Annotated in this window: 13 protein-coding genes; 6 read left to right on the top strand and 7 right to left on the bottom strand. The window is 67.4% G+C overall.

Going from position 1 to position 13,843, the window contains the following annotated elements; genetic code table 11:
- Window positions 1-4 precede the first annotated feature (4 nt).
- Window positions 5-850 (top strand): methylenetetrahydrofolate reductase [NAD(P)H], encoded by an 846-nt coding sequence (metF, locus tag P3W75_RS21030; protein WP_276229244.1) that lies wholly within the window; start codon window positions 5-7, stop codon window positions 848-850.
- Window positions 851-1,007: 157 nt separating this feature from the next.
- Window positions 1,008-3,002, top strand: coding sequence for a DEAD/DEAH box helicase (locus P3W75_RS21025; protein ID WP_276229242.1), 1,995 nt, complete (start codon window positions 1,008-1,010; stop codon window positions 3,000-3,002).
- A 214-nt stretch (window positions 3,003-3,216) separates the two neighbouring features.
- On the opposite strand, the gene P3W75_RS21020 is transcribed toward P3W75_RS21025, so the two are convergent.
- The 7 genes from P3W75_RS21020 to pip form a co-directional block, all read right to left on the bottom strand.
- Entirely contained in the window at window positions 3,217-3,951 is a 735-nt protein-coding gene (locus P3W75_RS21020) for an amino acid ABC transporter ATP-binding protein (protein ID WP_276229241.1), read from the bottom strand.
- Window positions 3,944-4,906, bottom strand: coding sequence for an amino acid ABC transporter permease (locus P3W75_RS21015; RefSeq protein ID WP_276229240.1), 963 nt, complete (start codon window positions 4,904-4,906; stop codon window positions 3,944-3,946). The genes P3W75_RS21020 and P3W75_RS21015 overlap by 8 nt, the downstream gene beginning before the upstream one ends.
- A 72-nt stretch (window positions 4,907-4,978) precedes the next feature.
- Entirely contained in the window at window positions 4,979-5,776 is a 798-nt protein-coding gene (locus P3W75_RS21010) for a transporter substrate-binding domain-containing protein (protein WP_276229239.1), read from the bottom strand.
- 233 nt (window positions 5,777-6,009) lie between these two features.
- On the bottom strand, window positions 6,010-8,595 hold the full coding sequence (gene mdoH, locus P3W75_RS21005) for a glucans biosynthesis glucosyltransferase MdoH (RefSeq protein WP_276229238.1): 2,586 nt from the start codon (window positions 8,593-8,595) through the stop codon (window positions 6,010-6,012).
- A complete protein-coding gene (locus tag P3W75_RS21000; protein WP_276229237.1) occupies window positions 8,588-10,162 on the bottom strand; it encodes a glucan biosynthesis protein G in 1,575 nt (524 codons plus the stop codon). Before P3W75_RS21000 ends, mdoH begins: the two co-directional genes overlap by 8 nt.
- Before the next feature lie 215 nt (window positions 10,163-10,377).
- A complete protein-coding gene (gene dtd, locus P3W75_RS20995) occupies window positions 10,378-10,815 on the bottom strand; it encodes a D-aminoacyl-tRNA deacylase (RefSeq protein ID WP_276229236.1) in 438 nt (145 codons plus the stop codon).
- The gene (gene pip / locus P3W75_RS20990) at window positions 10,812-11,783 is read right to left on the bottom strand and encodes a prolyl aminopeptidase (RefSeq protein ID WP_276229235.1); all 972 of its coding nucleotides are present in this window, start codon (window positions 11,781-11,783) and stop codon (window positions 10,812-10,814) included. The genes dtd and pip overlap by 4 nt, the downstream gene beginning before the upstream one ends.
- A gap of 111 nt (window positions 11,784-11,894) precedes the next feature.
- Between pip and P3W75_RS20985 the strand changes: the two genes are divergently transcribed.
- The 4 genes from P3W75_RS20985 to P3W75_RS20970 all read left to right on the top strand — a co-directional run bounded on the left by P3W75_RS20985 (window position 11,895) and on the right by P3W75_RS20970 (window position 13,824).
- Window positions 11,895-12,329, top strand: coding sequence for a hypothetical protein (locus P3W75_RS20985; protein ID WP_276229234.1), 435 nt, complete (start codon window positions 11,895-11,897; stop codon window positions 12,327-12,329).
- Window positions 12,326-12,799 carry an NUDIX domain-containing protein gene (locus P3W75_RS20980; protein WP_276229233.1) on the top strand — a complete coding sequence of 158 codons (474 nt, stop codon included), beginning with the start codon at window positions 12,326-12,328 and terminating at the stop codon, window positions 12,797-12,799. Before P3W75_RS20985 ends, P3W75_RS20980 begins: the two co-directional genes overlap by 4 nt.
- A complete protein-coding gene (locus tag P3W75_RS20975) occupies window positions 12,796-13,308 on the top strand; it encodes a M23 family metallopeptidase (protein WP_276229232.1) in 513 nt (170 codons plus the stop codon). The genes P3W75_RS20980 and P3W75_RS20975 overlap by 4 nt, the downstream gene beginning before the upstream one ends.
- An 84-nt stretch (window positions 13,309-13,392) precedes the next feature.
- Window positions 13,393-13,824 carry a hypothetical protein gene (locus P3W75_RS20970; RefSeq protein WP_276229231.1) on the top strand — a complete coding sequence of 144 codons (432 nt, stop codon included), beginning with the start codon at window positions 13,393-13,395 and terminating at the stop codon, window positions 13,822-13,824.
- Window positions 13,825-13,843 lie beyond the last annotated feature (19 nt).

The raw sequence follows: 13,843 nt of genomic DNA, 5'->3' as shown, positions 1-13,843 counted from the left end.
GTGTATGTCTCAAGAACGTCGCTTCAGCTTCGAGTTCTTCCCCGCCAAGACCGAAGCCGGGCATGAAAAGCTGCTGGCCACCGCGCGCCAGCTGGCCGGCTACAAGCCGGACTTCTTCTCCTGCACCTACGGCGCCGGCGGCTCCACCCGCGACCGCACGCTGACCACCGTCCTCCAGCTGGACGGCGAGGTGAAGGTTCCCACCGCCCCGCACCTGTCCTGCGTCGGCGACTCCAAGGCCGAACTGCGCGCCCTGCTCGCCCACTACAAGGACGCCGGCATCCGCCGCATCGTCGCCCTGCGCGGCGACCTGCCCTCGGGCATGGGCATGGCCAGCGGCGAGCTGCGTTTCGCCAACGAACTGGTGGAATTCATCCGCGCCGAAACCGGTGACCATTTCCACATCGAAGTTGCCGCTTATCCGGAAGTTCACCCGCAAGCACGCAATTTCGAGGATGATCTCGCCAACTTCGTGCGCAAGGCCAAGGCCGGCGCCGACAGTGCCATCACCCAGTACTTCTTCAACGCCGACAGCTACTTCCATTTCGTCGAGCGAGCGGAGAAACTGGGCGTGACCATTCCGGTCGTGCCAGGCATCATGCCGATCACCAACTATTCCAAGCTGGCCCGCTTCTCCGACGCCTGCGGCGCGGAAATCCCCCGCTGGATTCGCAAGCAGCTGGAAGCCTATGGCGACGATATCGCCAGCATCCAGGCCTTCGGCGAACAGGTGATCACGCAGATGTGCGAACGCCTGCTGGCGGGCGGCGCGCCGGGACTGCATTTCTATACCCTGAACCAGGCTGAACCCAGCCTGGCGCTCTGGAACAACCTCAAGCTGCCACGCTGAGGACCACTGCTCCGGGCTTACCGTCCAGATCGCCGGCCAGCGCAGCGCCCGCGACTCCTGGACGGAGCGCCGACGGCCGACCCCCGGCCCGGCGCTCGCCCCGAGCGAAATAGCACGCGCCCCATGCCGGCAGGTTGCCGGTCCACAGGAACCCCGCATGTCCTTTTCTTCCCTCGGTCTCTCCGAGGCCCTGGCCAATGCAGTAGAAGCTGCCGGCTACGCGCAGCCCACGCCCGTTCAGCTCCGGGCCATTCCCGCGGTGCTGCAAGGCCGCGACCTGATGGTTGCCGCCCAGACCGGCACCGGCAAGACCGGCGGCTTCGCCCTTCCGGTGCTCGAGCGCCTGTTCCCCGAAGGCCACCCCGACCGCGAACACCGCCACGGCCCGCGCCAGGCGCGCGTGCTGGTGCTGACCCCGACCCGCGAGCTGGCCGCCCAGGTGCATGACAGCTTCAAGGTCTACGCCCGCGACCTGCCCCTGAAGAGCGCCTGCATCTTCGGCGGCGTCGGCATGAATCCCCAGGTCCAGGCCATGTCCAAGGGCGTCGACGTACTCGTCGCCTGCCCCGGCCGCCTGCTCGACCTGATCGGCCAGGGCAGCGTCGACCTCTCCCGCGTGGAGATCCTGGTCCTCGACGAAGCCGACCGCATGCTCGACATGGGCTTCATCCACGACGTGAAGAAAGTCCTCGCCAAGCTGCCGCCCAAGCGCCAGAACCTGCTGTTCTCGGCGACCTTCTCGCGCGACATCACCGACCTCGCCAACAAGCTCCTGCACAACCCGGAGCGCATCGAGGTCACCCCGCCGAACACCACCGTCGAGCGCATCGAGCAACGTGTGTTCCGCATCCCGGCGGTGCAGAAGCGCGCCCTGCTGGCGCACCTGGTGACCATGGGCGCCTGGGAGCAGGTGCTGGTGTTCACCCGCACCAAGCACGGCGCCAACCGCCTCGCCGAATACCTGACCAAGCACGGCCTGCCGGCCGCCGCGATCCACGGCAACAAGAGCCAGAACGCGCGCACCAAGGCCCTGGCCGACTTCAAGGCCAACGACGTGCGCATCCTGGTCGCCACCGACATCGCGGCCCGCGGCCTGGACATCGACCAGCTGCCCCACGTGGTCAACTACGAGCTGCCCAACGTCGAGGAAGACTACGTTCACCGCATCGGCCGTACCGGTCGCGCGGGCCGTAGCGGCGAGGCCATCTCGCTGGTGTCTCCGGACGAAGACAAGCTGCTCAAGGCCATCGAGCGCCTGACCAAGCAACAGATTCCCGCCGGCGACATGCAGGGCTTCGACCCCGACAGCGTGCTGCCGGAAGTGGCCCAGCCGGAAGCGCGCGAGCAACCGCAACGCCAGCCGCGCAAGGACAAGGCCAAGCGCGAGCGCAAGCCCCGCGAGCAGCAGGCCCAGCAACCGCAACAGAGCGCCGAAGCCGGCGCCGGCGAGGACGACGCCCAGGGCGACAAGCCCGCCAGCAAGCGCCGCCGTCGTGGCGGTCGCGGCAAGAAGAAGGGCGACGCCCAGGCCCAGGGCGACCAGCCGCAAGGCCAGCAGGCGCAACAGCCCCAGCAGCGCCCGCGCAGCAACAACCCGCCGAAGCAGAGCAAGGCGCCTCAGGACGGCAATCGCGATCCCGAGGAATTCCTCGACGACGATTTCGACAACTTCGGCAACCGCGCCGACTACGTCAGCCCCTTCCCGGACAAGGACGCCCAGCGCGGCCGCCGCCGTGGCGGCCAGGGCCAGCAGGGCCAGAACCAGGGCCAAGGCCAGCAGGGCCAGCGCCCGCGCGGTCAAGGCCAGGGCCAGGCTCAGGGCCAAGGCCAGAAGCAGGGCCAGCGGGGCAGCAACGCCCAGGGCAAGAGCGGCGGTGGCAAGCCCCGTGGCCAGGGTGGTCAAGGCGGCCAGGGCGGCAACGCCCAGGGCAAGCGCAAGCGCGGCGGCAAGGGCCAACCCTCGCTGATGAGCGACGCTCCGCTGCGCGAGCCGAGCGAATATGGCGCGTCCAAGCCGACCCGCCAACCGGTGGTGATCAACAAGCGCGATCTGGTGCGTACCGACCGCTTCCCCACCGCCGAGCAGCTGGAAGAGCTGGAACCGCGCCGCGAGAAGGGCGAACGCCCGGCTCTGCTGACGCGCAACCGGTGATTCACAGCCGCTGAAGAAACCGCCCCTCGGGGCGGTTTTTTTTGCCCGCGCCGAGGCACCAATCCGTAGGGCGCATAACGCCTACAGCGTTATCCGCCGTGTCATCGGAGCCCCGCGCCCCGGCCAGCGGCGGATAACCGCGAACGGTTATTCGCCCTACGGTCCGCCATGAAAAAGCCGCCCCGAAGGGCGGCTCTTGTCGTTCAGCGCCGGCTCACAGCACCTGGCGCAGGAAGCTCTGCGCGCGTGGGTCGCTCGGCTGGTCGAAGAACTGTGCCGGCGGCGCGTCCTCCAGCAGCTTGCCGTGGTCGAAGAACAGCACGCGGTCCGCCACTTCGCGGGCGAAGCCCATTTCATGGGTCACGCAGACCATGGTCATGCCTTCCACGGCCAGCGCCTTCATCACGTCCAGCACTTCGCCGACCATTTCCGGGTCCAGCGCCGAAGTCGGCTCGTCGAACAGCATCACCTTCGGCTCCATGCACAGCGCGCGGGCGATGGCCACGCGCTGCTGCTGGCCGCCGGACAGCCGCGACGGGTACTCGTTGGCCTTCTGGGCGATGCCGACCTTCTCCAGCAGCGCCCTGGCCTTGGCCTCGCGCTCGGCCTTGCCACGCTTGCGCACGACCTTCTGCGCCAGGCACAGGTTCTCCAGCACGGTCATGTGCGGGAACAGGTTGAAGTGCTGGAACACCATGCCGACTTCGCGGCGATAGGCGTTGATGTCGGTCTTCGGGTTGGCCAGGTCGACGCCGTCGATGCTCACCGAGCCTGCGTCGAACTCCTCCAGGCCGTTGAGGCAGCGCAGGAAGGTGGACTTGCCCGAGCCGGACGGGCCGATCACCACCACCACCTCGCCCTTGTCGACGCGGGTGGACACGTCGTCCACCGCGCGCACCACATGGCCGCGGGTGTCGAACACCTTGGTCAGGTTGCGGACTTCAATCACTTTGTCCGAGCCTCCGTTCCAGCCGGCTCGCCAGGTGCGACAGCGGCAGGTTGATGACGAGATAGAGGGCGGCCACGCAGAACCAGATCTCGAAGGTCGAGAACGAGGTGGTGATCGCCTCGCGGCCGCTCTTGGTCAGCTCGGTGATGGCGATCACCGAGACCAGCGAAGTGTCCTTGACCAGGCTGATGAACTGCCCGGCCAGCGGCGGCAGCACGCGCTTGAAGGCCTGCGGCAGGATCACGTAGCGCATCGCCTGGCCGGCGTTCAGGCCCAGCGAGCGCGCCGCCTCGTTCTGCCCGCGAGCGATGGACTGCACGCCGGCGCGGACGATCTCGGCGACGTAGGCGCCGGTGAACAGCGCCAGCGCCGCCACCCCGGCGAACTCGCGGGACAGGTTCAGCACGGTGCCGATGAAGAAGTAGAAGATGAAGATCTGCACCAGCAACGGCGTACCACGCACCAGCTCGACGTAAAGCGTCGAGAGGTCGTGCAGGGTCGGGTTGCGCGACAGCCGGCAGAGCCCGGTGGCCAGGCCGATGAACAGGCCCAGCGCGCCGGACACCACGGAAATCCACAAGGTCGTCCACAGGCCCCAGAGCAACGGCCCGGCAGCCCAGTGGCGCTGCACGCCGACCACGTCGCCTTCGCTGACGTCGTCGTTCTCGGAAAACTGCAGGCTGTCGGCGGCCACGCTCAGCACCTGCTGCTGGCCATCGTCGGCGACCAGGGTGACGCGCGCGTCGCGCCCGGCCGTCTCGACCTTTTCCACCCGCGACAGGTTGTCCGCGCGCTGCGCTTCTTCCGCCTGGTAGGCGAAGTACTGCGGGACGCGGTTCCAGCGCCACTCGTAGGAGATCAGCGAGGTGGAGTACCAGAGGCCGACGCCGATCAGCAGGATGATCAGCGCGGTCAGCCCGTGCCAGGGCAAGGTGGAGCGTTTGTTTCTAGCCACGAATCTTTACCGTGAAAATGCGAACGCGCAGGCCGGGGCCTGCGCGTCGGGGTCGATCGGCGCGGGACTGGATTATTCCATGTCCTTCAGCCAGTCGGTGCTCTTGAACCACTTGTCGTGCAGACGATCGTAGGTGCCGTCTTCGTGGATCTGCTTGAGGAAGTTGTTGATGAAGTTGATCGAGTCGTAGTCGCCCTTCTTCAGGCCGAAGGCCAGCGGCTCATAGGTGAACGGCTGGTCGAGGAACACCAGCTTGCCGGCGCCGAACTTGCCGACCGCGACCACGTTGTAGGGCGAGTCGTAGATAAAGGCGTCGGCCTTGCCGTTGACCACGTCCATGACCGCTTCGGGCTCGTTGTCGAAACCGTGGTACTGGGCCTTGGCCAGCTGCTTCTTGGCGACGAACTCGCCGGTGGTGCCGACCTTGGAAGTGATGCGGTACTTCGGATCGTTCAGGTCCTTGTAGGACTTGATGGTGCCTTCCAGCTCCTTGCGGATCAGCAGGGTCTGGCCGACCACGGCGAAGGGCTCGGTGAAGTTGATGCGCAGGTTGCGCTCCTGGGTCAGGGTCAGGCCCGAACCGATCAGGTCGAACTTGTCGGTCAGCAGTGCCGGGATGATGCCGTCCAGGCCGGTGGAGACCAGCTCCAGCTTGACGCCCATGGACTTGGCCATGGCCTTGAGGATGTCCACCTCGAAGCCGACGATCTGGCCGCGCTTGTTGGTCATCTCGAACGGCATGTAGGTCGGGTCCATACCCACCCGCAGGGTGCCGCGCTTGGCCGCTTCGTCAATCGCGCCGGCTTGCGCCGCGCTCACGCCGACCAGGGCGCAGACGCCCAGCAGCAGCGATGCCAGATACTTGTTCATTCCCCACACTCCCAGGCAGTCGAAAATACAGTGGTGCGCACGTATGGCGCGGCGTCCAGCGGCGAGTTTTCGCCACGCGAAGCCTCGCCGGGCGCCTGAAGGGTGCGAATGCTACCCTCTGTCGCCGTCCGTCGGGAGACTTTCTGGATCGGTGGCGCAGGGTATCAGCTGTCCCGCGCCGGGAAAACCGCCGGAATGCCGCTCCCCGCCTGGCGACGGGGAGCGGCCGGCACTCAGGACTGCGCGGCCGGCAGACCTACGCCGGCGTCGGCCGGCGGCGTCAGCGGCAGGGCCGGGCTGTGGGCGTCGCCCTGCAGCGACTGGCGCCACGGCTCCAGCCAGTTGTCGTGACCACCTTCCCAGACCTTCAGGTGCAGGCGCGACAGCGCGACCGGGTCGCTCAGCAGGGCCAGGCGGGCCTCGCCGACGACCTTCTGCGGCCCGACCTCCAGAGCTTGCTGCACGCGCCGCTCGCGCGCCGCCTCGATGGACTCGGCGTGAGCGTGGCGAGCAGTGCCCATGGCGCAGGCCAGGGCGTTGAGCAGCGGGTCGGTGACACTGCGGACGAAGCCGTCCTTCAGCGCCTGCCAGCGGTTCTGGTAGGTGTACTCGTCGGTGGCGCGCAGCTCACGCGGGGTGTCGTATTCCTCGGGGATGAGGAACAGCTTCTCGTCGCGCGAACGCAGGCCCAGGTTGACCCGGCTGGTGATCACCGAGACCGGGATGGACAGCATCAGCGAACCGACGATCGGCGACAGCCACCACAGGAAGCGCGGGTTCAGCCACACCACCAGCAGCGCCCAGGCCAGGCCCAGCAAGGTCTGCATGCCATGGCGGCGCACCGCCTCGCTCCACGGCGTGGCGTCGTCGTCACGCTGCGGCGACTTCCACTGCGCTTCCCAGCCGAGGAACGCGGCCAGCACGAAGCGGGTGTGGAAGAGCATGCGCACCGGCGCCAGCAGCACCGAGAAGAGCATCTCCAGGAGCATGCTCAGGGTCACCTTGAACACCCCACCGAAGGCCCGCGCGCCCTTGGCCCAGATCAGCATGACGCTGAGCAGCTTGGGCAGGAACAGCAGGGTCAGGGTGGTGGAGAACAGCGCGATGGCCTTCTCCGGGTGCCACTGCGGCCAGATCGGGAACAGCTGGCGCGGCTCCAGGAAGTACTGCGGCTCCATCAACTGGTGCACCGCCAGCAGCGCGGTGGACAGCACCAGGAAGAAGAACCACAGCGGCGCCGACAGGTAGGACATCACCCCGGTAAGGAACACCGCGCGGTGCACCGGGTGCATGCCCTTGACCAGGAACAGGCGGAAGTTCATCAGGTTGCCGTGGCACCAGCGGCGGTCGCGCTTGAGCTCGTCGAGCAGGTTCGGCGGCAATTCCTCGTAGCTGCCCTCCAGGTCGTAGGCGATCCACACGCCCCAGCCGGCGCGGCGCATCAGCGCGGCTTCGACGAAGTCGTGGGAGAGGATGGCCCCGGAGAACGAACCCTTGCCGGGCAACGGCGCCAGGGCGCAGTGCTCGATGAAGGGCTTCATGCGGATGATCGCGTTGTGGCCCCAGTAGTGCGACTCGCCGAGCTGCCAGAAGTGCAGGCCGGCGGTGAACAGCGGGCCGTAGACGCGGGTGGCGAACTGCTGCATGCGCGCATAGAGGGTATCCATGCCCGATGCCTTGGGCGCGGTCTGGATGATCCCGGCTTCCGGGTTGGCTTCCATCAGCCGCACCAGCTTGGCCAGGCAGTCGCCGCTCATCACGCTGTCGGCGTCCATCACCACCATGTACTTGTACTGGGCGCCCCAGCGACGGCAGAAGTCGTCGATGTTGCCGCTCTTGCGCTTCACCCGGCGCCGACGGCGGCGGTAGAACAGCTTGCCGAAGCCCTTGGTCTCCTGGCACAGCTCCATCCACGCCTGCTCTTCCGCCATGGCGATGTCCGCCTGGTAGGTGTCGCTGAGGACGAAGAAGTCGAAGTGCTCCAGCTCGCCACTGGCGGCGACCGACTCGAAGGTCGCCCGCAGGCCGGCGAAGACCCGCGGCACGTCCTCGTTGCAGATCGGCATGACGATGGCGGTGCGCGCCTCGGGCGCGATCGGCTCGGTGCCGGCGCTGCTGCCGGAGATGCGGTAGCGGTCGTGGCCGCTGAGCAGCTCCCAGAAGCCCATCAGCGCGGTCCAGAAACCGGCCGAGACCCAGCAGAAGAGGATGGCGAAGAGCAGCAGCACGCCGAACTGGATCAGGTAGGGAATCACCTGCTCGACGGTCTGCAGGAAGGTCTGGCGGTTGATCTCCTCGAGGTCGATCATCGCCCAGCCCTGGTACGGCAGGATGCCCTTCATGTAGTAGGTGGCGATGCTGGTCTGGCCGAGCATCAACAGCAGCAGGATCATCCGCCGCAGCGAACCGACCCGCTGCCAGCGCGCCTTGGGCAGGTCGCGGGCCGGCTTGGACGGGTTGCTGCGCCCGGTCAGGCGGCGCCAGCCGCGCATCACCACGTTGGTGCGCCAGGGTTCGGGCAGCACCTTGGTGCGCTGGATCGGCGGGGCCGCCTTGAGGTAGGCGCGGCCGTTGTCGTCCAGAGCGAGCATGCCGGTGTCCTGCAGCTCCTGGCCGTAGCCGAGCTGCAGGCGCGGGCCGATCGAGCCCAGCGCCGGGTCCTCGGCGGCGACCGGCGCCTGGCCGGCCTCCGCCGCCAGGCGCTGGTGCAGGTCACTGAAGGAGGCGCTCTGCGCCAGGCGCTCGCGCCCTTCCGCGGTCAGCGGAAGGTGCTCGAGGTACTCGCCCAGCGGGGCCTTGGTTGAGGTCGGATTATTCATCGGCAGGCAGCTGGTAGCTCCAGGTTTCGGACAGGGTCTGTCCATCTTTGACCAGAGCGGCGCGCATTTCCGTCGGCTTCTTCGAATCCTTCACCTTGATCCGCAGGGTCAGGCGCCAGCCCTGGGTCACCGGGTTGTAGCGCAGGTTGTTTTCCTTGACCTCGGCGTTGTCGTCGGTGCTCACCTGGGTGCTGACCGGCGCGTCGGCCGGCAGCGCCTTGAGGTTGGCGCCTTCGAAATCCACCACCAGGGCGGTGCTGCCGTCGGGCTGGCGGATCAGGTTGGCCTGCTTGACGTCACCGACCGAGCGCAGGGTCTGCTTCACCTGGGCGACTTTCTGCGAGTGCAGGGCGTCCTCTTCCAGGGTCCAGTGCATGCGGTAGGCGTATTCCAGCGGCTGGCCGGCTTCCGGGCGCTTCTCCGGGTTGAAGAAGGCGACGATGTTGTCGTTGGTCTCGTCCGGGGTCGGGATCTCGACCAGCTCGACGCTGCCCTTGCCCCATTCGCCGCGCGGCTCGATCCACAGGCTCGGGCGCAGGTCGTAGCGGTCGTCGAGGTCTTCGTAGCGGCTGAACTCGCGACCGCGCTGGAGCAGGCCGAAGCCTTTCGGGTTCTCCACGGCGTAGCTGCTCACCGACAGGTGTTTCGGGTTGTTCAGCGGACGCCAGATCCACTCGTCGTTGCCGGCGTGGATCTGCAGGCCGGTGGAGTCGTGCAGCTCCGGACGGTAGTTGTGCTGCGCCGACGGCTGGTTGGAGCCGAACAGGAACATGCTGGTCAGCGGCGCCATGCCGAGCTTGGTCACCTTGTCGCGCAGGAACACCTTGGCCTGGACGTCGACCACGGTGTCCTTGCCCGGACGCAGGACCAGGCGGTAGGCGCCGGTGGCGCGCGGCGAGTCGAGCAGGGCGTAGATCACCAGGTGCTTGTCCTGGGGCTTGGGCTTCTCGATCCAGAACTCGCGGAAGCGCGGGAACTCCTCGCCGGACGGCAGCGCGGTGTCCAGCGCCAGGCCACGGGCCGAGAGGCCGTAGACGTGGCCCTTGCCGACGACGCGGAAATAGCTGGCGCCGAGGAAGGTGGCGATCTCGTCGAGCTTGTCGGCCTTGTTGATCGGGTACAGCACGCGGAACCCGGCGTAGCCGAGGTCCTTGGTGGCGTTGGCGTCGAACTGCAGCGAACCGAAGTCGAAGCGGGCGGGATCGTACTTGATCTCCTTGACGCTGGTGGCCGTCACCTCGTTGATCTTCACCGGGGTGTCGAAGTGCATGCCCTGGTGATAGAAGCTGAGTTTGAACGGCTCCTTCTCGTCGGCCCAGTAGGCCTTGTCCATGCGGAAGCGGATCTGCTGGTAGTCGGCGAACTTCATCTCGCTGAATACCGACGGCAGGTTGCTGGCCGGCGCGCTGTACTTGTCGGCGGCGAGCTTCTTCGCCTCGCCGGCGACGTCATCGAGGTTGAATGCCCAGGCCTGGCTGGCGCCGAGGGCCAGGAAGGCGGAGCCGACCAGCATCAGGTCGCGCAGGAAAGTACGGGAAGCGGTTTGCTGAACGGAACGAAAAATCACGAGTCCCCCTCGTCCGTGAACTTAAATAAACCAAAGCCGGCCTTGGCGATGCCAAAGTGCCGGCGATTGAATTCCGACCCCAGTGAGCCCGAATGATTCCCCTTTTCTCTCGGGGCATCCGGTTCCGGCCCGTGGCCGGCGCTCCCGGGGAGCCTTTGTTCTGATTGCATGCGAGTTACCATCATCCTACGGCCAGGTTACAGCCAGCCGTGCGTTCAAGCCTCCAGAAGAAAGGTCACCGGCCCGTCGTTGACCAGGTGGACCTGCATGTTGGCGCCGAAACGGCCGGTGGCGACCAGCGGATGACGGGCTCGTGCCTGATCCACGAGATGCTCGAACAACGCGGCGCCCTGAGCCGGCGGCGCCGCACTGGAAAAACTTGGCCGCAGACCCTTGCGGGTGTCGGCGGCCAGGGTGAACTGCGAGACCAGCAGCAGGCCGCCGCCAACATCGCCCAGAGAAAGGTTCATCTTACCTTCAATATCGGCGAACACTCGATAGTTAAGCAGCTTGTGCAGCAACCGCTGGGCGCCCGCCTCGTCATCCTGGGGCTCCACGCCGACCAGCGCCAGCAGGCCCTGGTCGATGGAACCGACGATTTCCCCGTCGACTTCCACCCGCGCGGCGCTCACGCGCTGGATCAGCGCCTTCATTCGACCTCCGGCGGCAGGTTCAGCAGGCGCCGGCCGATCTCGTTGGTGGCGCGCACCAGGGCGTCGGCGATGCCCGGCTCGCTGGCGGCGTGGCCGGCGTCGCGGACGATCTGCAGCTCGCTGTTCGGCCAGGCCTTGTGCAGCGACCAGGCGTTGTCCAGCGGGCACACCACGTCGTAGCGGCCGTGCACGATGATCCCCGGCAGGTGGGCGATGCGGTGCATGTCGCGGAGCAGCTGGTCCGGTTCGAGGAAAGCGGCGTTGACGAAGTAGTGGTTCTCGATGCGGGCGATCGACAGCGCCCGGTGCGGGTCGCTGAAGCGATCGACCACCGCCGGGTTGGGCCGCAGGGTCGCGGTGCGCCCTTCCCAGGTGGACCAGGCGCGCGCGGCATGCATCTGGGCGATCTGGTCGCTGCCCACCAGGCGCTTGCGGAAGGCCTGCATCAGGTCGCCGCGCTCGTCCGCCGGAATCGGCGCCAGGTAGTCCTCCCAGTAGTCGGGGAACAGCTGGCTGGCGCCTTCCTGGTAGAACCAGCGCAGGTCCTGCGGGCGGCACAGGAAGATGCCGCGCAGGATCAACGCGTGAACGCGCTCGGGGTGGGTCTGGGCGTAGGCCAGCGACAGGGTCGAGCCCCAGGAGCCGCCGAACAGCACCCACTTCTCGATGCCCAGGTGCTGGCGGATGCGTTCCATGTCCGCCACCAGGTCCTGGGTGGTGTTCCGCTCGAGGCTGGCGAACGGCGTGGAGCGCCCGCAACCACGCTGGTCGAAGGTGACGATGCGGTACAGGTTGGGGTCGAAGAAACGCCTGGACAGCGCGTCGCAACCGGCACCCGGGCCGCCGTGCACGAATAGCACGGGCAGGCCGTCCGGACTCCCGCTTTCATCCACGTAGAGGACGTGCGGTTCGTCGACAGCCAGCTGGTGCCGGGCGTAAGGCTTGATTTCCGGATACAAAAGCTGCATGGCGCACTCCTGAATCTTTACGTACGGTCCGTCCCTCGACCGGATACCATCCCTTGCGTGTCCGGCATGATACCTGCGCCCGCGCAAAACCGATAAAGGAGTTCTCTCGGGATGCCGAGGAAGTTGTATCTTTGCCTGCTGTGCGTCATTTGTCTGCTCGGCGGCTGCGGCAGTGACACCCCGCAGGATCGACTGGACAACGCCGTGCGCCAGTTGCAGCGCAACCTCGACACCCGCTCCACCAGCGCGGTCCTGGAACAGTTGCACGAGGATTTCCGCGCCCAGGGCGAGTACGACCGCGACTGGGCCCGGCGCACCCTGGGCCAGGTGTTCACCCAGCAGCCACGGGTGCGCTTCATTACCCTGGGCCGCAGCAGCCGCGTCGACCGGGTGTACGACGGCATCGGCAGCACCCGGGTGGAAATGGCCCTCACCGGCGGCGCCGAGCTACTGCCCGCACGCAAGCGCAACCGCCCCTACAGCGTACGCCTGGAATGGTGGCGCCAGGGCGAAACCTGGAAGCTGGCGAGGCTCGACTGGCAATGAACCCCCTGCAACACCGCATCCGCGCCGCCGGCCTGCTGGTCCGCGAGCAGCACATCCTGCTGGTGCGCCACGAGGTGGCCGGCGACGTCTACTGGATTCCCCCGGGCGGCGGCTTCGAGTCGCCCAGCGACGGATCGACGCGCGACACCGTGAAGCGCGAGTGCCGCGAGGAAACCGGGCTGGAGGTGGAGGTCGGGCCGCTGGTGTACGTGCGCGAGTTCGCCGAGCCACTGGCCGGGCGCTTCCACATGGAGCTGTTCTACCGCGTCGACGCCTGGCGTGGCGAGTTGAGCCTGGACAACCTGCGCGGCCTGGGCGGCGACGAGTTCGACATCCGCGAAGTGGCCTGGGTGCCGCGCGCCGACCTGGCCACCCTGCCCTCCTTCTACCCCGCCGAACTGCTCGACGACGTCTGGGAGCGGCTGGCCGCGCCGGTGCCGCAGATCCGCCACCTGGGCCTGCAGGTGTGAAACGCCGCCACCTGGCGCTGCTGCTCGTGGCGCTGCTGGGGTTGCCCCTGCTGCTGCCGGACCATCCGCGCATACCGGTGCAGGGCGCCAGCCCGCGCGACTGGAACCGCCGCTCGTTCTGGTACGAGCCCTGGGGCATCTCCGGCGTGCACAAGGGTATCGACATCTTCGCCGACGCCGGCACCCCGGCGCTGTCACCGGTGCCGGGACTGGTGCTGTACCGGGGCGAGATCGGCCTGGGCGGCAAGGTGGTGCTGATCCTCGGGCCGAAATGGCGCCTGCACTACCTGGCGCACCTGCAGTCGCTGGACGTGGCGCCGCTGCAACCGCTCGGCCGGGGCAGCGTGGTCGGCGCCGTCGGCAGCTCGGGCAACGCCGCCGGCAAGCCGCCGCACCTGCACTATGCGGTGCTGTCCCTGCTGCCGCGCCCCTGGGCGGCGAGCGACGAGACCCAGGGCTGGAAGAAGATGTTCTTCATCGACCCCGGCCAGTACCTGCAGGCGCCCTGAAGCCATCTGCGGATACACACTCGCCTGGCCGCTGGGCCTTCGGCTGCGCTAGGGTCGGGAATTCCTACGCAAAAGGAGCTCACCATGCGTCGCGCGCTGTTCACTCTGCCCCTGCTGTTCGGCCTCGCCCTGCTCGCCGGCTGCGGCAAGAACGACCCGCAGGCCGCGCTGGAAGCCGCCGTGCAGGAGTTGCAGGGCAACATCGAGGGCAAGAAGAGCGGCGCGGTGCTCGACCAGCTGGCCGACGACTTCCGCGCCCAGCAGGTCAACGACCGCGACTGGGCCCGGCGCACCATGGCGATGCTCTTCCTGCGTCACCAGAAGATCGGCGTGATCGCCCCGGCGAAGCACAGCTGGATCGACCCCAGCGTCTCCCGGCGCGGCTACACCGAAGCCAAGGTCGGCCTGACCGGCGCCGAGGGGCTGATCCCCGACAGCGCGCGGCTGTACGACCTGAAGCTGGAGTGGTGGCTGGAGGACGGCGAATGGAAGCTGGCGCGGCTGGATTGGGAGTGACCACACCCGATTCGCAGGC

The organism is Pseudomonas citronellolis, assembly GCF_029335315.1.
In the GTDB taxonomy this organism is placed as follows: domain Bacteria; phylum Pseudomonadota; class Gammaproteobacteria; order Pseudomonadales; family Pseudomonadaceae; genus Pseudomonas; species Pseudomonas citronellolis_A.
This window is presented reverse-complemented; position numbering and strand designations above follow the sequence as displayed.

Excerpts from the sequence above, each read along its gene's own strand:
- P3W75_RS20985 (WP_276229234.1), top strand. The coding sequence starts at position 11,895 with ATGCCGAGGAAGTTGTATCTTTGCCTGCTGTGCGTCATTTGTCTGCTC.
- metF (WP_276229244.1), top strand. The coding sequence starts at position 5 with ATGTCTCAAGAACGTCGCTTCAGCTTCGAGTTCTTCCCCGCCAAGACC.
- P3W75_RS21010 (WP_276229239.1), bottom strand. The coding sequence starts at position 5,776 with ATGAACAAGTATCTGGCATCGCTGCTGCTGGGCGTCTGCGCCCTGGTC.
- pip (WP_276229235.1), bottom strand. The coding sequence starts at position 11,783 with ATGCAGCTTTTGTATCCGGAAATCAAGCCTTACGCCCGGCACCAGCTG.
- P3W75_RS20970 (WP_276229231.1), top strand. The coding sequence starts at position 13,393 with ATGCGTCGCGCGCTGTTCACTCTGCCCCTGCTGTTCGGCCTCGCCCTG.
- mdoH (WP_276229238.1), bottom strand. The coding sequence starts at position 8,595 with ATGAATAATCCGACCTCAACCAAGGCCCCGCTGGGCGAGTACCTCGAG.
- dtd (WP_276229236.1), bottom strand. The coding sequence starts at position 10,815 with ATGAAGGCGCTGATCCAGCGCGTGAGCGCCGCGCGGGTGGAAGTCGAC.
- P3W75_RS20980 (WP_276229233.1), top strand. The coding sequence starts at position 12,326 with ATGAACCCCCTGCAACACCGCATCCGCGCCGCCGGCCTGCTGGTCCGC.
- P3W75_RS21025 (WP_276229242.1), top strand. The coding sequence starts at position 1,008 with ATGTCCTTTTCTTCCCTCGGTCTCTCCGAGGCCCTGGCCAATGCAGTA.